22 protein-coding genes are annotated in these 21,517 nt (G+C 45.6%); 8 read left to right on the forward strand and 14 right to left on the reverse strand.

Annotated features, from left to right (window positions below):
- The first annotated feature begins 103 nt into the window (after positions 1 to 103).
- The 4 genes from C2757_RS05480 to purU all read left to right on the forward strand — a co-directional run bounded on the left by C2757_RS05480 (position 104) and on the right by purU (position 4,340).
- Positions 104 to 2,563, forward strand: coding sequence for a penicillin acylase family protein (locus C2757_RS05480; protein WP_215373345.1), 2,460 nt, complete (start codon positions 104 to 106; stop codon positions 2,561 to 2,563).
- An 86-nt stretch (positions 2,564 to 2,649) separates the two neighbouring features.
- Complete coding sequence (locus tag C2757_RS05485) at positions 2,650 to 3,063, forward strand: surface-adhesin E family protein (RefSeq protein WP_215373347.1); 414 nt, start codon at positions 2,650 to 2,652, stop codon at positions 3,061 to 3,063.
- Complete coding sequence (locus C2757_RS05490; RefSeq protein WP_215373349.1) at positions 3,041 to 3,427, forward strand: hypothetical protein; 387 nt, start codon at positions 3,041 to 3,043, stop codon at positions 3,425 to 3,427. The genes C2757_RS05485 and C2757_RS05490 overlap by 23 nt, the downstream gene beginning before the upstream one ends.
- Before the next feature lie 58 nt (positions 3,428 to 3,485).
- Complete coding sequence (gene purU, locus C2757_RS05495; RefSeq protein WP_215373351.1) at positions 3,486 to 4,340, forward strand: formyltetrahydrofolate deformylase; 855 nt, start codon at positions 3,486 to 3,488, stop codon at positions 4,338 to 4,340.
- A 6-nt stretch (positions 4,341 to 4,346) separates the two neighbouring features.
- On the opposite strand, the gene soxA is transcribed toward purU, so the two are convergent.
- Genes soxA through C2757_RS05525 form a run of 6 tightly spaced genes read right to left on the reverse strand, consistent with a single transcriptional unit; the run spans position 4,347 to position 9,089 of the window.
- Positions 4,347 to 5,126: a sulfur oxidation c-type cytochrome SoxA gene (gene soxA / locus C2757_RS05500; protein WP_251366715.1), complete on the reverse strand. Its 780-nt coding sequence runs from the start codon at positions 5,124 to 5,126 to the stop codon at positions 4,347 to 4,349.
- 6 nt (positions 5,127 to 5,132) lie between these two features.
- Entirely contained in the window at positions 5,133 to 5,462 is a 330-nt protein-coding gene (locus C2757_RS05505) for a thiosulfate oxidation carrier complex protein SoxZ (protein ID WP_215373353.1), read from the reverse strand.
- The gene (locus C2757_RS05510) at positions 5,459 to 5,947 is read right to left on the reverse strand and encodes a SoxY-related AACIE arm protein (RefSeq protein ID WP_371817014.1); all 489 of its coding nucleotides are present in this window, start codon (positions 5,945 to 5,947) and stop codon (positions 5,459 to 5,461) included. The genes C2757_RS05505 and C2757_RS05510 overlap by 4 nt, the downstream gene beginning before the upstream one ends.
- Positions 5,944 to 6,384 carry a sulfur oxidation c-type cytochrome SoxX gene (gene soxX, locus C2757_RS05515; protein ID WP_251366717.1) on the reverse strand — a complete coding sequence of 147 codons (441 nt, stop codon included), beginning with the start codon at positions 6,382 to 6,384 and terminating at the stop codon, positions 5,944 to 5,946. Before soxX ends, C2757_RS05510 begins: the two co-directional genes overlap by 4 nt.
- A 28-nt stretch (positions 6,385 to 6,412) precedes the next feature.
- Positions 6,413 to 8,629, reverse strand: coding sequence for a molybdopterin cofactor-binding domain-containing protein (locus C2757_RS05520; protein WP_215373357.1), 2,217 nt, complete (start codon positions 8,627 to 8,629; stop codon positions 6,413 to 6,415).
- Between the two features lie 10 nt (positions 8,630 to 8,639).
- Positions 8,640 to 9,089 (reverse strand): (2Fe-2S)-binding protein, encoded by a 450-nt coding sequence (locus C2757_RS05525; protein WP_215373358.1) that lies wholly within the window; start codon positions 9,087 to 9,089, stop codon positions 8,640 to 8,642.
- A gap of 151 nt (positions 9,090 to 9,240) precedes the next feature.
- Here C2757_RS05525 and C2757_RS05530 point away from each other — a divergent pair, with 151 nt between their 5' ends.
- Positions 9,241 to 9,588: a CidA/LrgA family protein gene (locus C2757_RS05530; RefSeq protein ID WP_215373359.1), complete on the forward strand. Its 348-nt coding sequence runs from the start codon at positions 9,241 to 9,243 to the stop codon at positions 9,586 to 9,588.
- Positions 9,581 to 10,309: an LrgB family protein gene (locus C2757_RS05535; protein ID WP_215373361.1), complete on the forward strand. Its 729-nt coding sequence runs from the start codon at positions 9,581 to 9,583 to the stop codon at positions 10,307 to 10,309. The genes C2757_RS05530 and C2757_RS05535 overlap by 8 nt, the downstream gene beginning before the upstream one ends.
- A gap of 3 nt (positions 10,310 to 10,312) precedes the next feature.
- Here C2757_RS05535 and C2757_RS05540 read toward each other — a convergent pair whose 3' ends face one another.
- The 5 genes from C2757_RS05540 to C2757_RS05560 all read right to left on the reverse strand — a co-directional run bounded on the left by C2757_RS05540 (position 10,313) and on the right by C2757_RS05560 (position 15,619).
- Entirely contained in the window at positions 10,313 to 10,627 is a 315-nt protein-coding gene (locus C2757_RS05540; RefSeq protein WP_215373362.1) for a HigA family addiction module antitoxin, read from the reverse strand.
- An 8-nt stretch (positions 10,628 to 10,635) separates the two neighbouring features.
- On the reverse strand, positions 10,636 to 10,914 hold the full coding sequence (locus tag C2757_RS05545; protein WP_215373364.1) for a type II toxin-antitoxin system RelE/ParE family toxin: 279 nt from the start codon (positions 10,912 to 10,914) through the stop codon (positions 10,636 to 10,638).
- A 97-nt stretch (positions 10,915 to 11,011) separates the two neighbouring features.
- Complete coding sequence (locus tag C2757_RS09060) at positions 11,012 to 12,343, reverse strand: ATP-dependent RecD-like DNA helicase (RefSeq protein WP_215373365.1); 1,332 nt, start codon at positions 12,341 to 12,343, stop codon at positions 11,012 to 11,014.
- A 69-nt stretch (positions 12,344 to 12,412) separates the two neighbouring features.
- Positions 12,413 to 13,870: a cyclic nucleotide-binding domain-containing protein gene (locus C2757_RS05555; protein ID WP_215373366.1), complete on the reverse strand. Its 1,458-nt coding sequence runs from the start codon at positions 13,868 to 13,870 to the stop codon at positions 12,413 to 12,415.
- A 78-nt stretch (positions 13,871 to 13,948) separates the two neighbouring features.
- Positions 13,949 to 15,619 carry a GGDEF domain-containing protein gene (locus tag C2757_RS05560; protein WP_215373368.1) on the reverse strand — a complete coding sequence of 557 codons (1,671 nt, stop codon included), beginning with the start codon at positions 15,617 to 15,619 and terminating at the stop codon, positions 13,949 to 13,951.
- A gap of 136 nt (positions 15,620 to 15,755) precedes the next feature.
- Between C2757_RS05560 and C2757_RS05565 the strand changes: the two genes are divergently transcribed.
- Together C2757_RS05565 and C2757_RS05570 are read left to right on the forward strand one after the other, a co-directional pair.
- Positions 15,756 to 16,481 (forward strand): response regulator transcription factor, encoded by a 726-nt coding sequence (locus C2757_RS05565; protein WP_215373369.1) that lies wholly within the window; start codon positions 15,756 to 15,758, stop codon positions 16,479 to 16,481.
- A gap of 182 nt (positions 16,482 to 16,663) precedes the next feature.
- The gene (locus C2757_RS05570) at positions 16,664 to 16,966 is read left to right on the forward strand and encodes a PilZ domain-containing protein (RefSeq protein ID WP_215373370.1); all 303 of its coding nucleotides are present in this window, start codon (positions 16,664 to 16,666) and stop codon (positions 16,964 to 16,966) included.
- Positions 16,967 to 16,981: 15 nt separating this feature from the next.
- On the opposite strand, the gene C2757_RS05575 is transcribed toward C2757_RS05570, so the two are convergent.
- From C2757_RS05575 to C2757_RS05585, 3 genes are read right to left on the reverse strand one after another with little or no spacing between them, the layout of a single operon-like run.
- Positions 16,982 to 18,376: a TolC family outer membrane protein gene (locus C2757_RS05575; RefSeq protein WP_215373372.1), complete on the reverse strand. Its 1,395-nt coding sequence runs from the start codon at positions 18,374 to 18,376 to the stop codon at positions 16,982 to 16,984.
- The gene (locus tag C2757_RS05580) at positions 18,376 to 19,602 is read right to left on the reverse strand and encodes an HlyD family efflux transporter periplasmic adaptor subunit (protein WP_251366718.1); all 1,227 of its coding nucleotides are present in this window, start codon (positions 19,600 to 19,602) and stop codon (positions 18,376 to 18,378) included. Before C2757_RS05580 ends, C2757_RS05575 begins: the two co-directional genes overlap by 1 nt.
- Positions 19,602 to 21,509 carry a type I secretion system permease/ATPase gene (locus C2757_RS05585; protein WP_215373374.1) on the reverse strand — a complete coding sequence of 636 codons (1,908 nt, stop codon included), beginning with the start codon at positions 21,507 to 21,509 and terminating at the stop codon, positions 19,602 to 19,604. Before C2757_RS05585 ends, C2757_RS05580 begins: the two co-directional genes overlap by 1 nt.
- Between the last annotated feature and the right edge of the window lie 8 nt (positions 21,510 to 21,517).

Here is a 21,517-nt window from a genome sequence, read left to right on the forward strand (position 1 = left end):
ATCAAGACAAGGCAAATTTTAGCATGCGAGGACCAAAGGCCTCGGCAAGCCGCGCTTGAAAGGTTTCGGACTCCTGAAATCTAATGCCACTAAACTAGCGCTCATGAAATATCTTGGCAAATTGAGTGGCTTCGCAAGGCTAATGCGGCCGGTCTTTTTGATCCTCGGCATTGCCGTGATTACTTGTGTTGCAGTTGTTACGGTCTATTTAATTTCCGCCCACACTACCTCTTCCGGTAAAAGAAGCATCAAGAGCATTGGAGACTCAGTCACCATTACTTTTGACGAAGCTGATATTCCGCACATCAAAGCCAAGAGTCAAGCTGATGCTTTATTTGCATTAGGTTACTTACATGCTTCTGAACGCTCCTGGCAAATGGAAATCAATCGTCGTCTCGCTAGTGGCCGCCTCTCTGAAATTCTGGGAAGCGATACAGTGAAGATTGATCGCTTCATGCGCACTCTCGGTATTAAGCGTGCCGCTGAACAACAATTTGATCGTCACTCAGTAGGTACCAAGCGCTTGTTGCAAGCGTATGCAGATGGAGTGAATGCTGGCAATGCGCACTTAGGTTGGGCCCTACCAATAGAATATTTTTTAACAGGCTCTAAGCCTGGGCACTGGTCACCTACTGACAGCATCGCATGGATGTTGATGATGGACTTTGACCTTGGTGGAAATTGGAGCAAAGAGTTGCAGCGCTTAGAGCTTTCTCAATTTTTGACAACAAAACAAGTCTGGGATGTTCTGCCCCCTTATATCCAGGGTGAACCTGTTACCAACGTCGACTTTTCGAAGATGTATCGTGACTTAGGCGTCTATCCAGCAAGCGTCAAGGGTTCTAGCAGCCAGTCTCACAAACTACCCGCAAATGACCTGAGTGCGAATGATTTACCTGGTGGTAAAGATGGCATTGGCTCCAATAACTGGGCCTTAAGTGGAAAGCTCACAGCTAGCGGAAAACCTTTGTTGGCAAACGATCCTCATCTCGGTTTGTCGGCGCCGGCAATTTGGTATTTTGCTCATCTCGATGCGCCTGGCATGAATGTCATTGGAGGCACTCTCCCCGGTATACCAGCAATTATTTTAGGCCGCACCGATCAATTTGCATGGAGCTTTACGAATACCAATCCTGATGTGCAAGATTTATATATAGAGCGGATCGACTCACAAAACCCTGGAATGTATCAAGGGCCTCAAGGGCTTATGCCTTTTAAAGTTCGCCAAGAGATTATTGATGTGAAAGGTGAGCCCTCGATCACCTTTATCGTTAAAGAAACTCGGCATGGTCCTGTGATTTCGGATGCGTACGCCCGGGCTAAAAGATCGATCGATACCGATCGCTTTGCTTTAGCACTGCGCTGGAATGCACTAGACGTTGAGAACCATTCTATGGATGGCATCTTGGAAATGAATCGCTCTAAAGATTTAAATGCGTTCAAACAAGCCTTACGAAATATTTTTGCGCCCATGCAAAACATTGTGATGGCAGATATTGATGGCAATATTGCCTATCAAGCTGCTGGTGTAGCACCAAAGCGAACCCTGCATCAGGGGCTTTATGGTGTTGCACCTGCCCTGGGTTGGGACAAACAATATGATTGGACGGGCTATGTTCCTTATGATCAACTGCCTGCCAGCAATAATCCAGAGCAAGGCTGGATTGCCACAGCCAACCAAAGAATTATTGCCGCCAACGATCCCAATCCTTTAACTGCTGACTGGGACTTGCCCACTCGCTATAACCGCATCGTTGAACTGATTCAAGGAAAGTCTATGCATGATCTTGATTCAATGAAAGCCATGCAAGCTGATACCCTGTCCTTAGGCGCAACTCCACTATTAGACTTATTTAAATCCACCACTTCTTCACATCCTTTGGCGGCGCAAGCGCTAGCAGTTAGCAAGGATTTCAATGGCGACATGAAGATCGATAGCCCTGGTGCATTGATCTTTAATGTATGGGCGGATCAACTGACCCGCAATCTCTTTTCCAGACTCGGTTACTTATTTACTGACCAATATGGTGCACGAAGTTATCGCGCTGCATTAACTGAACAAGTTCAAAATCCCAATAGCCCGTGGTGCGATGACCCCAAAACACCTCAAGTAGAGTCTTGCCAAGATGCTTCGAACAATGCATTTGATAAAGCCCTTACTTATCTCAGTAAAGAATATGGCAGCAATCCCCAGCAATGGTCTTGGGGCAATGCGCATATTGCTGTCTCTGAACATCGACCACTAGGCAAAGTTCCTGTGCTTGGCAGATTCTTTAATATTCAAACCCCTTTTCCGGGTGACAGCTTTACTGTCAATGTAGGTCGATTGGAGTTAAATAATCCGAACAACCCTTATCAAACCTTACAAGCGCCCAGCATGCGTACGATCTATGACTTATCTGATCTAGAGAAGTCCCTCTTCATCTACCCTACCGGTCAATCTGGCTGGGTTCAGAGCAAGCTCTATCGCAATCTCAACTCACTGTGGGCAAAAAATGAATATTTGCCTTTACAAATGAAGCCCGCAAGCACCAAACGTCAGCTCGAACTCAATAGTCAATAAAAGTTCGTAAAATGAAAAAGAAGCTGTTTAGAATGCTTTATGAAGTTTGATTAATACACACTAGCCACTATTGAGGACATATCCCCATGAAAACCATTCGCTCACTCGCAACTGCTACCCTCGTTCTGGTAGCGATGTCTCCACTTAGCAATGCTTTTGCAGAATGGAAAGAGTTAGGCTCTAACGCAGTCATGGTGGTTTATGTCGATCTTGATACGATTCGAGATAGCGGTGAAAAAGCACAAATTATGTCCATGTTGGATTTCAAAAAGCCTGGAGTAAATCCAAATAACAAACAAACTGTTAATTCTATTGTTGGCCTCAATGAATACAACTGCCCTGAAATTAGTTATCGTCCAATCGCGTTTAACGAATTTTCTGGGAAAAAAGGCACAGGCAAAGTAGTGTCAGATAACAATACGCCGGATAGCCAGTTTGAACCCGTCATCAATGAATCATGGACAGCTGGAGTATTTAATGTTGTCTGCCAGAGACGATAGGCTTCACTCGAGGTTTTGGGTAGCACTTCTTACCTGCAGTAGCTTCCTTTGCATCCAGGGATGTGTTGCACCGATTGCTGCGGTGGGGGCTTCAGGCTCTGCAGCGGCGAGTTCAGTTGGCACTGCTGCTGCAGGCACTGCAGCAGCCTATCCTGTCACTGCAACCAGCCTAGCATCTAGCGCAGTAACCGGCAAGTCTCCTCTTGAACACGCTGCATCTGCTGCCACTAAAAAAGAATGTAACTTTTTAAATCCTTTGAGCTCCAAACCGATTTGCGTTGAAGTGACCGTACCGCCAATTACCGATAACAGCACACCACTATTAGGTCCAGCTGACTTATCCCCAGATCTAGCCAAGCAATAGAGACTTTTAGCCGTAAGAGACTAAAATTGCGCTTTACCCGATTATTACTGCTCTAGCTATGACCACAGAAAACTATTACCTCACCCTCACCTGCCCCAATAAGCCCGGCATTGTGGCCGCAGTGTCTACTTATATTTTTCAAGCTGGTGGCGATATTGAGGAAGCCCAGCAATTCGATGACAAAGCCTCAAAACGTTTCTTCATGCGCGTCAGCTTTAGCTGTCCTACCGATGCCAACACTTTGCGATCTGGTTTTGTAGAAATCGCTAAACGGTTTGAGCTCACTTGGGAATTGCGTGCAGTGAAAGATCTGAAGCGTGTTCTCATCATGGCTTCGAAACTTGATCATTGCTTAGTAGATTTACTGTATCGTTGGCGCATTGGTGAATTGCCGATGATTATCTGCGGGATTGTTTCCAATCATCCGCGTGAGGTTTATGCCAGCATCGACTTTGCAGACATTCCTTTTTACCATTTACCCGTTACCGCAGAAACTAAGCCCGCTCAAGAAGCAAAACTCCTAGAGATCGTTGCGCAATCTAAAGTGGACATGGTGATACTGGCCCGCTATATGCAAATTTTGTCAGATGACTTATCAAGCAAACTCTCTGGCCGCTGCATCAACGTACATCATTCATTCTTACCGAGCTTCAAAGGTGCCAAACCTTATCACCAGGCGCATGCCCGTGGCATTAAGCTGATTGGCGCTACTGCCCACTTTGTGACCAGTGATTTGGATGAAGGCCCAATCATTGAGCAAGACGTGACACGTGTGACGCATGGTGATACACCAGAGGATTTAGTGCGCAAAGGACGTGACTTGGAGCGTACTGTGCTTTCTCGCGCACTGCGGTACTACTTGCATGATCGTGTCCTAATTAACGGTGCTACATCAGTCGTCTTCTCCGACTAATCAGCTCTAGGGTCTAACGCCGGGGGCTTCTAGAGGCATTCCTCTGGCGCGCCACATCAGAAACAGCTCTAGCTGAGCCATTTCTGGAGAGCCATAGTCAAACTGTTGTGCACGAACGCCGCTCATGCAATTGCGTAAGCGTCGTTGTAAAGAACCTAAGGTTTGCCACTCTAAGCGATAAATCGGATAGGCATTGGGATGCCCCTGTGGAATTGGGCTACCACCAAGCTTTAAACCTGCTCGCTCCTCATGACACTGAGCGCACGATAAATTGAGTTGACCCATGCGTTCATTAAACCAACGGCGCCCTTGTTTTAGGTCTGGCTGATTCTGGGCGGTTTCTTTTACGGCAATCGGCATCCCTTTAGATTGAATCGCGATGTAAGCAGTTAGTGATAGCAGATCTTTACTCTCGTATAGAAACGCAGAAGCACCTTGCGCACCTACACGGCATTGATTTATTTGACCCTCTAAGGTTTGAAGTTTGTCTTTGATCATTTTTGGGTATTGGGCTGCAACGCCTCGCATGGATTTTTTAGCATCGCCATGACAACTACTGCAAGCAATATTCTTCTCCCCTGCTTTACTCTGCCAAAGACTCTCGCCTTCAGCAACCCAAAACATGGCTGGATTAAGAGAGGGATCGTCTTGCATCGCCTGATTTTCAGGGGACATCAATGCGTAGCTCGACTGTTTCTGGGCCTGAATCTCAACAGCCCTTGCATTTACTGATAGTAAGAGTGCGCTGCACATCAGACCAAGATACAGGCAGCGTTTTTTACTCACGATATCTTAGTTAACAGTAATGCTTGCTTGATTAATGGCCTCATAAGCATCGTCCCCGAGCCACTTAAACTCCAGAGTGCCCGACTCAACAGCAATCGTTGTAAAGATAATTAAAGGATTGGCACCAATACCTGGATAGAAGTCAGCCCTGAATACTTCTACATCGTTATAGCTGCACGTAAATACCCGAATGATGTCCCGAGGCACTAACTTACCGGACTCGGTGTACCGAAATCCAGACTCCATATCGTGCTGCGCAATTGCCCGAATCTCAATAATGGAGCCCTTTTTTGCAGTGCTGGGCATCGTAATAGAGGTGCGCGATGTTTTACTCATACCAACTCCGTGCAAGCAGAAAGCGTCACCAGGGTTTCTGCATAGCCTTGATAAAAACTGCCATTACTCATTTGGGCGATCGCCCAAACACGCTGACTATCAGCCAAGCGCACTCGGGTTGTAATGGTGGCCGTGCATGAGCGCGGCGTAAGGTAAGCAGTAAAGATATTGGGCAAAGGATTGCCCTCTGCAATCACATGAATCGCTTTGACATAATCATTTGCAGTCATCGGACTCTCAACGCTGACCTTAAGAACCACTAAATTACCGTTTTCAACCAGAGGTGGAATCACTAGGGTGACTCGCTGGTTCTCAACTTTGGCTCCGCCAGTAATCTTTTGAATAGCGGTAGCGGCATCTTCCTTTTTAGCAAAGACGATTGCTGGGCTTAAGCAGGCACCCAGCGTGAGTACGCCCAATCTTTGCATTTGGGATAGCCACGTGCGCCGAGTCATTTTAGGTAAAAAGGTCAATGCGATCTTCATGGTGAATTTTGTTTGTTAAGACTAGTTAAAAATGCCACAACATCCTCAATCTCTTGAACACTTAAGAGGGTTTGACCCACGAATTTAGGAGCAACTCGATTGAGATGTTGGGTTTTGTAATAGGACGGCATGATGGTATTCGGATTGAACTGACTAGGATCGACAAGACGGGCTCGCAGTTGAGGCGCACTCAAGCGTGCAACACTGACGCTTAACTCAGGAGCCAAATTTCCCTGAAAACGCTCCTCCGGAAAGGGCCCGCTATGGCACAAAAGACATAAACCGGTCTGCCGACTAGCAACAATTGCTCTGCCTCGAATGGGATCGCCTGGCTGCCCAGAGAGAGATTCATTGATTGAATCTCCAACTAATGTTTGAGCATTTACAAAGTTGAGGTTGAGGAAGGCTAGCAAAGCAAACGCTAGTCCATTCCTCATTCTCATCGGCACCAGTTCACTGAAATGCTTAAACCAGTTTGATGCCGCTATTTTTCAATGGCACAGTACGCAAACGTTTACCAGTTGCGCGATAAATTGCGTTTAGCACTGCTGGCGCTGCAACTGCAATCGTCGGTTCACCTACACCACCCCAGTCTTTACCACCACCTTGAATAATGATGGTTTCGACTTTTGGCATTTGGTACAAACGAATTGAACCAAAGGTATCAAAGTTCTTTTGTACTACTGCGCCATTTTCAATGGTGATTTCTTCTTCGAACAGTGCAGAGAGGCCATAGACAAAGGAGCCAGAAACCTGACGTTGTACTTGCGCTGGATTAACTACATAACCCGGATCAGTAGCAGCAACAAAGCGATGAATCTTCACTTCATTGCCATTCTTCACTGACAACTCACAGGCTGCAGCAACATAGCTTCCAAAGGATTTCATTTGTGCTACACCACGGAATACGCCTGGAGCAGCTGGTTTGTCCCAGCCAATTCCATCGGCAACCGCATTCAGAACGGCGACCGCACGAGGGTGTTTGCCCATATGCTGACGGCGGAACTCTACTGCGTCCACACCAACGGCTTCAGCCATCTCATCCATAAAGGTTTCAATAAAGACCGCATTTTGGTTTACGTTCACGCCACGCCAAAATCCTGGTGGGACATGGGTGTTACGCATCGCGTGATCAATGGTGATATTGGGGAAGCTGTAGGTGAAACCATGCTCGCCACTATCCTCAAGACCTTGGAATGCCAAAGGATCTTTACCTTTGTTCGCCTCAACGACAGCAGGACGAACTGCCGCCAAGATAGACTGGCCAGATAAGCGCATATTGACGCCAGTCACTTTCTTATTGCTATCAATAGCCGCCGTCAACTTACACATCATGACGGGATGGTAACGACCCTGGGTCATATCCTCTTCACGAGTCCAAATCAATTTAATATGGGTGCCTGGCATCTGCTTAGCAATATTGACTGCCTGAGTTGTGTAGTCCTGAAATGCGCCGCGACGACCAAAGCCACCACCGAGGTTGACTTTGTAAACGTTGCATTTGTCTGCGGGCAAACCAGAGGCAGCAATTACTGCTGCTAAAGAAGCTTCACCGTCTTGCGTTGGCACCCAGGCTTCACAAGAATCTGCAGTCCACTTTGCAGTGGCAGTTTGTGGCTCAAGCGTGGCGTGATTGAGGAAAGGATAAAAATACGTTGCTTCAAGCGTCCTCGATGCGCCAGCGATAGCTGACTTCACATCACCATTGGTGTTGTGCACAAAGGCATCATCCGCCCCAAATCCTTCTTCCAACATTTTCTTAATTGAGGCGCTAGAAACATTGGCATTTTTGCCGCTATCCCAAGTAATGTTCACTTGCTCTAAGGCGGTTTTGGCTTGCCAGAATGTATCAGCAACAACTGCTACTGCTGAATCACCAACTTGCACCACCTTCTTGACGCCCTTCATGCTCTGCGCTTTAGTAGCGTCGTAGCTTTTGACTTTGCCACCAAATACAGGCGACTCTTTAATCGTAGCCACCAACATGCCTGGGAATTTGAGGTCAATGGCATAAACCTGTTTGCCAGTAACTTTGTCAGATACACCATCAATACGATTGACTGGCTTGCCAATCAATTGCCAATCTTTTGGATCTTTCAGTGGAATCTCTTTGGGCACCTCAAGTTGAGATGCTGCAACAGAAACCTTACCGTAAGTCGTTTTACGTCCCGATGGGGTATGCGTGATCACGCTATTTTTAGCAACACACTCAGAAGCAGGCACGTTCCATTGGGAAGCGGCTGCCTCAACCAACATCATACGAGCGGCTGCACCGCCCTTGCGCACATACTGCTCTGAAGTACGAATACCGCGGCTACCGCCGGTGGAGTAACTACCCCAGACCTTATTGCGCTTGAGGTTCTCGCCTGGTGACGGATATTCGTATGTGACTTTTTTCCAGTCGCACTCGAGCTCTTCAGCAACCAACTGCGCAAGACCTGTGATGGTGCCCTGACCCATTTCTGAGCGAACGATACGAACAACAACATCATCATTCGGCTTGACGACAACCCACACACCAATTTCTGGGGTGGCGAGAGGCGCCATTGATGTTGTACCAGTGCCCATCGCTGCATGCGCTTCAGTCATCAAAGCAAAATCAAAGCCAATCACAAGGCCAGTGGCGATTGCACTAGAGCCAACAATAAATTGACGGCGGGAGGTATTTGTATTTGTAGTCATCTTGATCTCCTTATGCCTTGCTTACAGCATGAATAGCATCGCGTACTTGCTGGAAGGTGCCGCAACGGCAGATATTGGTAATCGCTTCATCAATCTGCGCATCACTAGGCTTTGGGTTATTACGCAGCAAGGCCGTTGTTGCCATCACCATGCCAGATTGGCAGTAGCCGCACTGTGGCACTTGGTTATCTACCCAGGCTTTTTGTACTTTAGAAAGTTGACCATTCTTTTCAAGACTTTCAATCGTCTCAATTTTTTTACCTTCAGCAGCAGCCACAGGCAAAGAACAGCTACGCATCGCTTGACCTTCGAAGAGCACAGTACAGGCGCCGCATGCACCAATACCGCAACCATATTTGGTACCAGTCAGACCAATTTGCTCGCGAATCACCCACAACAATGGGGTATCTGGATCGACGTCTACTTTGTATTTTTTGCCGTTGACATTTAACTCTGCCATGAGTGATCTCCTATTGATTTTTGGAATTGGAGATTCTTTCTTGCGAAATGGTCTCCTGTGTATTTTTTATACCCTACTTATGTTGTGCCTATATTAAACAAGAACCCATTTATTGCGATGCAACATAAATGCCAGCCTGTAAGATCAAGCCATGATCTCTGGTCTCGTTCAAATTCTTCTCTTTCAAAGCATTGGGGAGCTCGTCTCTAAGTTCCTCCTCCCCACTCTGCCTGGCCCTGTGATTGGCCTAGTACTTCTGGTTCTTTGGCTCGTTCTGCGCAAAGGCATCAATACAGAGTTAGCCTTGGTTGCCGACGCCTTTAGTCAGTACTTGGGTTTGTTATTTGTCCCCGCTGCAGTTGGTGTTGTACTCTTTTTGCCTGAACTGAAGGCAAATGCTCTGGCCATTGTGTGCGCCCTAGTTGGGAGCGTGATCTTAACAATAGGCTCGAGTGCTGTAGTCGTCCGTTTTTTGAGCAAGAAGGATGCTCATGACTGAAAAACACTCCATTGTGGAGATTTGGGTATACCTATCAGGCAGCCCACTCTTTGCACTCTTTCTGACCTTAGCTGCCTACCAATTGGGCTTAGCCATTTATAAGGCAAGCAAGCAAAATCCTTTAGCCAATCCGGTAGCCATTGCCATTATTTTGGTGGCCACCACGATTCAAGTCATTGAGATGCCCTACCCTACGTACTTTGAGGGTGCGCAGTTTATTCACTTCCTATTAGGATCGGCAACCGTGTCATTGGCTATTCCAATTTACCGCGGACTAGCAAGCCTCAAAGGTCGCTCTATTCCACTGATCGCCTCTTTACTGACTGGCGGTTTAATGTCAATCGTGAGTGCAGTCAGCATTGCAAAACTCTTGGGCGCTAACTCCAGTATTACTGGAGCGATGTATCCGAAATCCGTTACTGCGCCAATTGCAATGGGTATCGCTGAGCGTATCGGTGTGTCTCCTACTCTCACTGCGATCTTCGCAGTGTCCACCGGAATCTTGGGCGCAATTTTGGCGCCCTTTGTTCTCAATGCGCTCGGGATGAAAGCATGGTGGCAAAGAGGCTTTGCGATTGGTATCGGAGCGCATGGCATTGGAACTTCACGCGCCTTTAGCATTCATCCTGAGGCAGGAACTTATGCCAGTTTAGCCATGGGCATGAATGGTGTGATCAGTGCAGTTGCAATCCCGATCATTTATCACTTATTAAATCAGTAAACCTTAAGCAGCCAATAACTGCGGAATACGAGCATGCTTTACTTTAGGCTTAATCGTTTTTCTTGCCTTCCATAGATCATAGGCAGACTGTTGTGCGAGCCAAACGCTGGCACTGCCGCCATTCTTAACCCCAAGCCATGCCTCGATTCGTAAGGCCATTTCAGGAGAAATTGCAGCCCTAGCATTAAGAACACGCGATAAGGCTGGACGAGTAACCCCCAGCTGCTCTGCAGCAGTTGTCACAGTGATTCCGAGCGCAGGCAAGACATCATCTCGCAAGGTTAGCCCAGGGTGTGGGGGGTTATACATTTTTCTCATTTTTAGCATTAGTGATAGTCCTGATAATTTACCAAAACCGCATCTTCACCTTCAAATTTAAAAGTTAGTCTCCAATTTCCACTCACGACAATTGAAAAGTGACCAACTAATTTACCTTTAAGCACATGGAGCCGCCATCCTGGTAGATTCATATCCTCCCAAGAGCTTGCTTCATTCAATCTAGCCAATTGCCTAGATAAACGCGGGGCATGCATGCTTTGAATTCCTGCTTTATTCCCCGTTTCAAAAAATAACTGCAAACCTTTATGGTGGAATGATTTAATCATACCACATTGTATAGCATAGCGTTACACCAATAAAGAAAGAGTTAAGCCCCTAAATACAAAGGGTTAAGCTTCTATCATTCAACGGCGGAAACGTAAATCAAGAGCGGGGTAAGCAATTGAGATAAAAGCGTTTGATCTCTTGATCGCAACTCACATCCCGAGGCTCAATCGGTCTTTGTAATGAAATCCCCTCAATCGTTTTACAACGACTGAGTGCAACATACACCTGACCAGATGCAAATGCGCCTGAAGATAAATCCACTTTGACTTTATCGAGCGTCTTACCCTGACTCTTATGGATGGTGACAGCCCAAGCTAGCATTAAAGGGATCTGCACATAGGTACCAATGATGCTGGGTGAGATTTTTCCAGACATCATGTCATGATCGTAACGATAGGATTCCCATTGATGACCGGTTACTTCAACCGTATTGGAATAGGGTCCATTCTTGACCATCACCTTCACCTTATCAGGCAGTAATTCTCGTACGATACCGATCGTACCGTTGACCCAACGCTTCGGAAAACCTGGGTCCGTAGCTGTAAACATGACTTTTGCGCCAAGCTTAAGCGCAAGATTATTTGCTGAAGGTAAATTGCGTTCATCAACATTAAACTTACCAGTTGTTTTGCCGGTATAGACTTTGATATCGGCCTCGATTGCCCGCAAACCCGCCCCATTAATTTGATCTGCTCTTGCATTGGTAGTGGTGAGCGTAATGGTGTCCTCATCGACTACGTGATTGGGTCGATAACACTGAGCATTGAGGAGATCAATGGCCTCATCCACATCGTGATTGATTCGAATGCGATTCAAGAGTGCTGCAAAGTCAGCATCTTTTTGGCGAAAGATCTTGGAAAGCTCAACCATCGTGACTTCTTTGCGATGCAGTGCCATGGCACAGAAGAAATACGGGCCTTCATATCCCCTATCGGCTAAGACCTGCATATCGCTACTAGAGACCACTGGGGGTAACTGAAACAAATCCCCCACAAACATTACCTGAATACCGCCAAAAGGTTTACCTTTTTGGGGACCGTTCTCGCGCAAGAATAAATCCATCGCATCCACCACATCAGCACGCACCATCGAGATCTCATCAATGATGAGCAGACGAATATCTTTATAGAGTCGCTTATCGCGCAGTGGCTTGATGTCTTCTTCTGGAAAGATTAAACGGGGTGGAAGGCGAAAAAAGGAATGGATCGTAACCCCTTTAACCTGCAAGGCTGCTACGCCTGTAGGAGCAACGACAACGACATTACCTGGAATGGTTTCTCGTAGATAACCGATGAGGGTTGTTTTACCAGTCCCCGCTTTACCACTGACAAAGATATAGGGGTCATGCCTGTCAATCGCCTCAATCACCGCCTCGTAATCGGGGGTGATTTCTATTTCAGAAGAGACGGATTCAGCTGGAAGACTCATGGGCAGACAAACTATACCTTGAGTTCTCAAAACCCAAATGAAAGACTATAGAACAGAGATGGGTGCGACTTAGTGCAAACCCTTGAAGAAGAAACCCAAGATCTTTTTGGCTAAATTTTGGCTTTGCTCTCGCAAATCACCGATAGTAGAGTTATTAGCCATGGCAGCAGAATGCGCTTGACGTTTGGCAAGCAATTCGGAGATCTCATCAATCAATCTCAGATTAGATTCCAAGATGGGGGCAATATTTTCTTTTTTGATTTCAACCAATACGGCATCTACTTTTGCAAATACATCAGCAGAGCGAGGGGCGCCAGTTAATAGAGACATTTCGCCGACGCAGTCACCAGGCCATAGGGTTGCCACTGTGATGGCATTGCCATCTTTTCCGGGAACTTTGACCTCTAGCGAACCTTCAGAAACTAAGAACATGCTATCAGCCTGCTCTCCTTGACGAATCAATTGTTCACCTTTAAAACAATTAACGACTGCAGCCGTCTTGGATAATTGCATCGCCTCATTATGGCTCATTACCCTCAGAATACTGAACTCATAGATTTCATAAAAGCGATTAGAGGTTTTGGATTCGTACTTATCCAGGGTTTGCACTTCCATGGAATTACCAGTATTAATACCTGCCGCCGTCAGGAAACGCAGCGCTACTTTCATCATTCTTGAATTGGAATCAATTGGCTTTAAATATGGCTTGCACTCATAGGCCATTAAATAGGTAACGCCTCCAGACTCCAGCGATTTAATGCCGCAATACTGCCAGTTCATAAAATCAGAATCCGTATTAATGACTGATTCCAGCACCAGATTCAATACCCCAATGACTTTTTCAGAATGATTGAGGGCGTCAAGCTTGATTTCTAGTGTTCTTCTAGAGCCTCTGCCTTCTCCCTGCTTGCTTAAATTGATATAGCTCATGCCAATAAAACGGGTATTGGGAATTTTGACCAAATAATCAAAGCGATTACGTAAAGTAACCATTCTGCGATCAAACTGCACGACTTGAAAATATTGGGTGCTGCCGTTATCTGAGACTTCAATCCAATCGTTAATGGCAATCAGCCCATCCGTTTGAATCACGATACTATTCACCACATCAGAAATCATGTCCCTACAGACATAACCAATACTCAAGCCAATGGCGCCTGATGCTGCCAAAAGATTGCTTACTGAATGGTCATACAGCAAGATAAAGCCAGCCAAGCCAAACATGGCGTAGATCAAAATAGTGAAGCACTGCACTAAGATCGCAGGAATTTGTGATTTTTTGGAATGGTGGTTATAGCGAATAACAGACCTGCGCATCACTACATCGGCAGTAATGGCAAAAAGCACAAACTGAAAAATCGCGACAACATCAATGAGATTAAAAGGATGAGAGTCCGTGAAATCCGTAACAGCCCAACCCCAGATTGAGCCAGTATGAACATCTAACCAAGACAGCAAGAGCAAATTACATGCCAGTAACACCCAAACTAAGAGCTTTAGCAATAGTGTTTTTTTAATCAAACTCATGATCTTGAATTTTTAACCAAAGTTAACGTTGTCATATAAATACAAAAACGTAGTTAAAAAATCCCATTATTTTTCTCTTTATTGGGGAGTTTTTGTATACAAATGAATGGAATTTCTGCCATTCATCTTAGAGTGATACATTGCGGTATCGGCGCACTTAAATAAATCCTCTATCGAGTCGGCATCATTAGGGTAAATCGAGATCCCAATACTAATGGAGGTATTGATCGGTTCACCGGCAACTGATACACCCAATGCGATAGCTGACTGAATCTTTTTCGCGATTTCTAGAGCATCCTCTGCTGAACCAAGATCCTCCAGCAGAACTACAAACTCATCGCCACCCAAGCGGCCTAATGAGTCTGAGTCTCGAATGCAGGCCATCATGCGATTGCAGGCCGCCTTGAGAACCTCGTCGCCTGCGTGATGACCATATTGATCATTAATGCTCTTAAAATGATCAATATCAATGTAGAGCAAAGCAAAAAGAGTTTTCTCTCGGCGAGCCTTTAATATGGCTCGCTGTAAGCGATCAGCAAAGAGCGCCCTATTGGGCAGCCCAGTCAGGGTGTCATGGTGCGCTAAGTGCTGTACCTGAGATAGCGTTTCCCTCAAACGACGATTGAGGCGAAAAATATAGTACCCAATACCACCAACCACTAACAAGACGAATAATGTGCAGCCAAATGCGATATATAAAAGGGATAAATCTTTTTTGGGATTGGGGTCGTAAATAAATCCCTTTAAAGAAAAGTTTGGATCAAGTCCACCAGCTTCAATATAAATTGAAGCCGTATGCCGCCAGCGGGCTTGGTTCATAAAACCTACCGGCACAAGATCGGCTCGTATTAAGGGATTGAGTTTATCGCGCTCAAATAGAATTTTTTTATTTGTCTCTTCTGGGGCATATTTTTGAATAATTGCGGCCGCCTCATCAGGATGACTTAATATATATTCCCAACCCTGTAGGCTGGCAACCCGAAAACGCTCTGCTCTTTGGCCGTTTTTACTTAGCTCATCGCTAGTTGTAAATAGATTATCGCCGTACATATCAATGCCAATCGATCGAGGACTGTAGATATCGTAGGGAAATTTTGCTTGTGATAATCGATAGGGTTCATTACTAATATATCCTGAGATGGCACTTACAGAACCATCTATGAGCTTTTCAACCGTATCCATCCCAGGCGAGGAGTCAGTTAAATTCTTGAGATTGACTTTTTCACGCTTTAAATAAACCAGTAATTCATCTGACAAACGTCTTAATAAAATAGGCTTGCCACTTAGATCATGAATACTTTGATTATTAGTAAATCTCTTAGCGATAATTACATAAGGAGAGTGCTGGAAGATAGTAGCCATAACAACTACCGGTGCGCCCTCCTGCCTGGCTAAGAGCAAACCACTAGTACCTGTTCCATAATTTGCTCGACCAGAAACCACTTCGGTAACAACATCCTGACCGGCTTGCAAGGGCTTGATATCCACATCAAGACCGGCAGACTCGTAATAACCCATTTCTTTTGCTGCGTAATATCCGACAAATTGGTAGGCATGAGACCACTTGAGTTGAAGTACAATCTTTTCAAGCGCAAAAGCGGATGGTGAGAATAGCGCCAAACCCAATAGCATTATTGATGTGCACTTAAACAGCGAATTAAACAAGAGTCGAGTCACAAAAATGTTGGAAATGTGAATACTGCCGTATAGATAAGGCACTTTTTGATAGCGCCGACGAATCAACATCATTAAAAAAGTAAGAATTGAAAGAATAAATGGAATTAATATATATTAATTAGTAGATAAATACTAAATTCACCCAATCGGTGCATACCTATGGTTTAAAAGTACTAGTAATAGGTTTAAAACCAGTTAAACTGCGCGCATGCTTATGAATACTGACGCCAATACCAACTTGATTAAAGTTCAGGTCGTTGACCGTCAGCAGATTGCACTCTGGGGCATTGATCAACTCATCAAACAAGATGGTCGCTTTCAAGTATGCGCAACAGCTACCAATGCTGAAGATGCCCTAAAGCACGCTATCAACTCTAAACCCGATGTCATCGTCTTAGACCCTGAATTAGGCGACGAAGATGGTATTGGCCTCATCTCTACCCTAATCGATAAAACAAAAGCCAAGGTAATCGTCTATACCTCGACTCAAAATCCAACAGCTTTAGATCAATCGGTCGTTAAAGGTGCGCGTGGTGTGATCAATAAAACAGAGCCCGTGGATATTCTCTTAAAGGCCATTGAAAAGATACATATTGGCGAGCTCTGGCTTAATCGCAATGCCACCTCCCGTATCTTGTTGCAAATTGCCCAAGCGAACTCTCCTAAAGAATTGAGTCTTGAGCAGAAAAAATTGAAGACACTTACTTCCAAAGAAGAAAAAGTAACACGGGCTATTCAGCTTCATTCTGAAAAGACCTTGAAACAAATCTCTGAGAGCCTTCACATTAGCGAACATACGCTACGCAACCACCTAGCCTCGATCTACGACAAATTGGGTGTTCGTAACCGCATGGAGCTCTATGTTTTCTGTGGCAAGTTTCAAAAAACAGATAATCCAAACGCACATCCAAAGCGTCGCTCTACAGACGCTTAAGTGCTTCGCCATATTGAACTTTATTCCCTGCTCCTGGGGGTCTAATTTCATTAAGCTTTACCTACCCGTATAAGCCCCTGGGCAATTCGGTTGGTATCTACTACAGACTTTTTGACATGAGATCTTTATGATTTAACCATGTTAGGAAAAGTGTTTTTTACCAAAAATCGCTGATTGGTGAGATGAAATCAAAACCCATTCGCACCAGCGTCAGAAAGAAAACACGAGCAGTGAGGCATCCGGTCTCCTTCCCCATTTCGGTAGGCTTCTCTAAAGGGATCGTCAAAGATATTAGCACTACTGGAATTTACTTTGAGATTGATCAGAGCCAAAGTGTAGGATCTGATATCGATTTTGTATTAGATCTTGATACGCCTGGTGGCCCTATTCAAATTCAGTGTCACGGGACGGTGATCCGCATTGAAGAAATATCTGGCCGCATTGGTATTGGTGCAACGATTAATGAGACTATATTTAAAAACTAAAGGTGCATTGTCCTCTTAGTTCTTAAAGTAGATAGCAACTTTTTCAAAGTCATCTACTTCAAGACTTCCACCAAGCTGATTTAATTTTAAGTAGGCAACCAAATAGTTGTACTTTGTCTGCGCTAAATCGCGACGAGTATTAAATAAACCCTTCTCCGCCAGCAATACATCCACATTAATGCGCTCTCCTGCCAGCACACTCTTGCGCATTGACTTAACTAGCTGAGTTGCTGACTCTTGAGCAGTCGATAAAGCTTGGACCTTTTGCTTACCAGATACCACTAGGTCAAATTGCTTGCGAAGCTCAGTAACTACCTTGTCTTTAGTGACCTCATAATCTGCCTGGGCCTTTTCATAGTTAGCATAGGCTTGTGAACTGCGGGCATTGATCTCGCCACCACTAAAGATTGGTAAGCTCACTTGCACTCCCAGGTAACTTTGATTAGTGGTGTTATTAATACTGGTAACCGTATTAGATTGCTGCGTGGTTAGTGCGCCAACCAAGTTCACCACTGGATAATGACCTGCATGGTTTTTCCGATATTCTTGTTTGGCAATTTCCATATTGTTTGCGGCTGCTTTTAATTCTGCATTGCTTGCAAGTGCCTTATCTTTCCAGTCTTCAAACCGAATGGTAGGCATATTTAGGTATCGGAAATTGCCTGAAAGTTTATTTACCTTAGTAATATCCTCTACAGGTTCGCCAATAATGCTAACAAATTTGCGGCGCGCGTTCTCAACTGCATCCTTTGCATCTACTACTTTGGCATCCGCTACTTGATATGCAGCTTCTGCTTCCAACATATCAGTAATCGATGCTTCCCCACCCTGATTGAGTTTTTTTGCAGCCTTGTATTGCTCAAAGAAAGCATCTCTCTCTGCCACCTGAAATTGCAACTGATCTTGGGAAAAAAGAAGGTCCGTATAAGCCTGCAACACCCGAATCAACAAATCCTGGGTATTAAAAATAAATTTAGACTGACTAAAGTCAGCCTGAGCTACACCTTGGCGCCAGCGGGCAAAGGCTTCTAAGCTAAAGATAGGCTGAGTTAACTGCACATATGAATAATTACTTGGATAGCTCCAATTAGTCGATGTCTGTGGGCCACCGGTATACTGCGCACCCCACTGAGTTGCCCTATTCGCGCTTTGGTTATATTGCGCCGCTATCTTAGGCAATACTGCCGCTCTGCCAATTCCGTTATTTTCCATCCCCGCTTCGTAATCTTTACTAGCGGAACGATAGACCGGATCATTCTTTAGCGCCAACTCATAAGACTGCATAAGATCTAATGCAAATGCTGGCGACATTGCCAAGCCTGTAGTAAGTCCTGTAAAGAGGGTGATAGCAAGACGAAATAGCGTTCCTCTAAATGGAAAAACTGGGGATGGATTTTTTAATGCCATCATTAATCCTCGCGCATTGCTGAATGGGCTCTGTCAAAGACAGGCTTCATCAAGTAAGTCATCATGGATTGCTCACCAGTTTTCACAAAGAGTTCGACTGGCATACCAGGGCGAACCTTTAAGTCTTTTAATAATTTGGCACCTTGTGCTGTAGTAATCGCCTGTATCTTGTAATAGGGATTACCAGTTTTTTCATCAACAATGCGATCGGCACCTACCGAGATCAATACCCCAGGAATATGTGGGGTGCGATTAGTATTAAATGCGGTAAACATCATCTCCACAGGCAGATCGACGTGCACCTTATCCACCAAATGCACGGGTAGCTGCCCCTCCACAATCATGGCTTCATTTGTTGGTACTACTTCCATCAGTTTTTGCCCTGGGCTGACTACTCCACCCTTGGTAAAGATAGTGATATTGACGACCTGGCCGTTTACGGGGGATCTCAATTCGGTATTGGCCAAATCGTATTCATAGGGATTGAGCTTTTCTTGTTGCTCGCTCATTTGCTTCTTAGTACGAATGAGATTACCTTCGTCTTCTAAGATTGATGCCTTGAGTTGCAATTGCTGGCGTTCTAACTCCAACACTTTGTTCTTGGCCATATAGCCTTCAGCAGCGAGCTCACGCAAACCGACTAACTGTCTTTCCAATAAGGCGGATTGTTGTTTCTTCTGGGCAATCGCTTGTGACAAACCCTTGACTTGAGCATCCAAGCCATCAATAGTTTCTTTGGTGGCATTGGCTTGTGCTTTAGCGCTGATGGGATTGAGCTTAACCAGTACTTCACCCGCTTTGACCTGCTGACCTTCTTTGACAAAGATGTCATCGACTACTCCTGCAAATGCAGGTTGTATAGCCTTACGGTTACTGTCAGTAATGACATATCCAGATGCAGAAACACCCTTCTCTATCGGCGCTAGGAATGCCCATAAAAGTGCCCCACCAAATCCCCAAATCAGAATTTGCCAGCCCAACCAGGAGAAATACTTTTCATCCTTCTTACCAGTGCGCAAGTCATGCCACTCAACATAACCTTCTGATAGCTTGGTCATGGCAGTTGATACCGCTTGTTTGGTGATATTGGCTGCGTTACCAACTACCAATGCAGTGCTTGCTTTGAAGTCTTCGGTTTTAGATGAATTGGTTGCAGCAGTATTTGCTTGTTCCTGACTACTAGTAGAAACAGCTTGCTCAGCGCTATCTTTTTGCACAGGCTCGTTCATCACGCTGCCTCCGCTGGTTTTTCTGGTGTCGCTTCAACAATATCCACCATATCAACGGTTTCTTTAAGCACCCGTTTACGAGCAATGCGTTTACGCGGTTTGGGATCTGCAGTAGCTACTGAAGCGGCTGTAGCAGCAGTTGTAGGAGTAACAGCAGAATTGGAGGTAGCTACTTGTTCGCCAGGTCCGGCGGCTGTTCCAGGAGCTGTATTGGTAGGCTTGCCTTGCAAGGCTTGCATCACTTGTGCAGTTGGCCCAAACATACGGGCATTGCCATCTTGTAAGAGCAATAACTTATTTGTCACTTGTAGAATTGGAATGCGATGGGTAATGACAATGACTGAGGCCTTACGGGCTTGTAGTTCTTGAATGGCTCTCACTAACGCGGCTTCACCGACTTCATCCAAGTTTGAGTTGGGTTCATCTAAAACAACGAGATTCGGTTTGCCATAGAGTGCACGGGCTAATGCCAGACGTTGTTTCTGGCCACCAGACAATCCCATGCCACCATCACCAATACGGGTGTCATAGCCTTCCGGAAAATGCAAAATCATGTCGTGCACACCAGCAGACTGTGCCGCAGCAATGACATCTTCTGGTTGAAACTCTCTAAAGCGGGCAATGTTTTCACTAACAGTGCCTGGGAAGACTTCAATATCTTGGGGAACATAGCCCAAGGCCGGTCCTAGCTCATCTTTATTCCAGCGATAGACGTCAGCTCCATCTATCCGAGCGGCATTAGGGGTGGATGGCCAGATACCTACGGCTACTCTGGCTAAGGTGGATTTACCAGAAGCGCTGGGCCCAATGACACCCAGTACATCGCCTGGCTCAATCGCAAAATTGATGTTCTTGAGTACGGGTTTGGTAACACCTGGGGGAGCAGCGTACACCCCTTCCATGCTTAGATACCCCTTTGGCCTTGGCAAACTCATGCCAACAACACGGGGTGGATTATCAGCGAGGAGTTTTTTAAGGCGGTCATATGAGCTCACTACCCCACGCCACTGCTTCCAGGAGCCGATCACCATTTCTACAGGGGCGGTTGCCTTACCCAGCAATATGGTGGCGGCAATCATCATGCCGGGCGAGAGTTTGTTCTCCAGAACCAAAAAGGCTGCAAAACCTAATGCCAAAGATTGCATTAAGGTACGGAAGAACTTGGTCATTGCCCCCATCGTGGCAGCGCGTTGACTTGCCAGGGCTTGCATATGTAAGAACTTGCTATGCAAAGCAAACCAGCGATCACGCAGTGCTGGCAACATACCCATCGATTCCAAGACTTCTGCTTGGCGCAGATTATTGCTGGCGATATTGGAAGACTGAACCGATAAAGTACTCGCTTCTGATAAGGGTTCATGAGTAGCAGATTCGTTTACAAAGGCTAAGACAATCAGAATCAATACGCAGACTGAGGAAAATAATCCCAGCCAGCCATTAAACAGAAAGATCACTACTAAGTAGAACGGGAACCATGGCGCGTCAAAGAAAGCATACAGAGATGGACCGGTTACAAACTGACGAATAGTCGTTAAGTCGTTTAAAGCTTGACCTGCATTACCACCCTTGACCTTGAGATTTTGCTCAAAGGCAGCGGTATAGGTACGATGATTGAGTTCAGCATCGATTTTCTTGCCTACTTCAATTACGGTATGACTGCGAATGGCGTCCAAAGCTGCGTAGATCACATACAGCAATAAGATGATCAGGGACAACATCAAGAGCGTGAACTCGTTACGACTAGTTAGCACCCTGTCATAGACCTCCAGCATATAAATGGAGGGGACTAACAACAGCAAGTTCATGCAAGCAGTAAAAAACCCCACCGAGCGGAAGATCTTCTTGTAGCCATATAAGGCCACGAGAATCTCATTATCTGCTGGAGGGGGTTTAAGGAATTTTTGCATCTAGTTAA

The organism is Polynucleobacter sp. MWH-Svant-W18 (assembly GCF_018687495.1).
Lineage (GTDB): Bacteria > Pseudomonadota > Gammaproteobacteria > Burkholderiales > Burkholderiaceae > Polynucleobacter.

Bases quoted from the DNA above. Each gene is read 5' to 3' on its own strand.
- C2757_RS05535 (WP_215373361.1), top strand. From the start codon at position 9,581: ATGACTGAAAAACACTCCATTGTGGAGATTTGGGTATACCTATCAGGC.
- C2757_RS05570 (WP_215373370.1), top strand. From the start codon at position 16,664: ATGAAATCAAAACCCATTCGCACCAGCGTCAGAAAGAAAACACGAGCA.
- purU (WP_215373351.1), top strand. From the start codon at position 3,486: ATGACCACAGAAAACTATTACCTCACCCTCACCTGCCCCAATAAGCCC.
- C2757_RS05520 (WP_215373357.1), bottom strand. From the start codon at position 8,629: ATGACTACAAATACAAATACCTCCCGCCGTCAATTTATTGTTGGCTCT.
- soxX (WP_251366717.1), bottom strand. From the start codon at position 6,384: ATGAGGAATGGACTAGCGTTTGCTTTGCTAGCCTTCCTCAACCTCAAC.
- C2757_RS05490 (WP_215373349.1), top strand. From the start codon at position 3,041: ATGTTGTCTGCCAGAGACGATAGGCTTCACTCGAGGTTTTGGGTAGCA.
- C2757_RS09060 (WP_215373365.1), bottom strand. From the start codon at position 12,343: ATGAGTCTTCCAGCTGAATCCGTCTCTTCTGAAATAGAAATCACCCCC.
- C2757_RS05485 (WP_215373347.1), top strand. From the start codon at position 2,650: ATGAAAACCATTCGCTCACTCGCAACTGCTACCCTCGTTCTGGTAGCG.
- C2757_RS05510 (WP_371817014.1), bottom strand. From the start codon at position 5,947: ATGAAGATCGCATTGACCTTTTTACCTAAAATGACTCGGCGCACGTGG.
- C2757_RS05530 (WP_215373359.1), top strand. From the start codon at position 9,241: ATGATCTCTGGTCTCGTTCAAATTCTTCTCTTTCAAAGCATTGGGGAG.
- C2757_RS05525 (WP_215373358.1), bottom strand. From the start codon at position 9,089: ATGGCAGAGTTAAATGTCAACGGCAAAAAATACAAAGTAGACGTCGAT.
- C2757_RS05540 (WP_215373362.1), bottom strand. From the start codon at position 10,627: ATGAGAAAAATGTATAACCCCCCACACCCTGGGCTAACCTTGCGAGAT.
- C2757_RS05585 (WP_215373374.1), bottom strand. From the start codon at position 21,509: ATGCAAAAATTCCTTAAACCCCCTCCAGCAGATAATGAGATTCTCGTG.
- C2757_RS05560 (WP_215373368.1), bottom strand. From the start codon at position 15,619: ATGATGTTGATTCGTCGGCGCTATCAAAAAGTGCCTTATCTATACGGC.
- C2757_RS05580 (WP_251366718.1), bottom strand. From the start codon at position 19,602: ATGAACGAGCCTGTGCAAAAAGATAGCGCTGAGCAAGCTGTTTCTACT.
- C2757_RS05480 (WP_215373345.1), top strand. From the start codon at position 104: ATGAAATATCTTGGCAAATTGAGTGGCTTCGCAAGGCTAATGCGGCCG.
- C2757_RS05575 (WP_215373372.1), bottom strand. From the start codon at position 18,376: ATGATGGCATTAAAAAATCCATCCCCAGTTTTTCCATTTAGAGGAACG.
- C2757_RS05555 (WP_215373366.1), bottom strand. From the start codon at position 13,870: ATGAGTTTGATTAAAAAAACACTATTGCTAAAGCTCTTAGTTTGGGTG.
- C2757_RS05505 (WP_215373353.1), bottom strand. From the start codon at position 5,462: ATGAGTAAAACATCGCGCACCTCTATTACGATGCCCAGCACTGCAAAA.
- C2757_RS05565 (WP_215373369.1), top strand. From the start codon at position 15,756: ATGCTTATGAATACTGACGCCAATACCAACTTGATTAAAGTTCAGGTC.
- C2757_RS05545 (WP_215373364.1), bottom strand. From the start codon at position 10,914: ATGATTAAATCATTCCACCATAAAGGTTTGCAGTTATTTTTTGAAACG.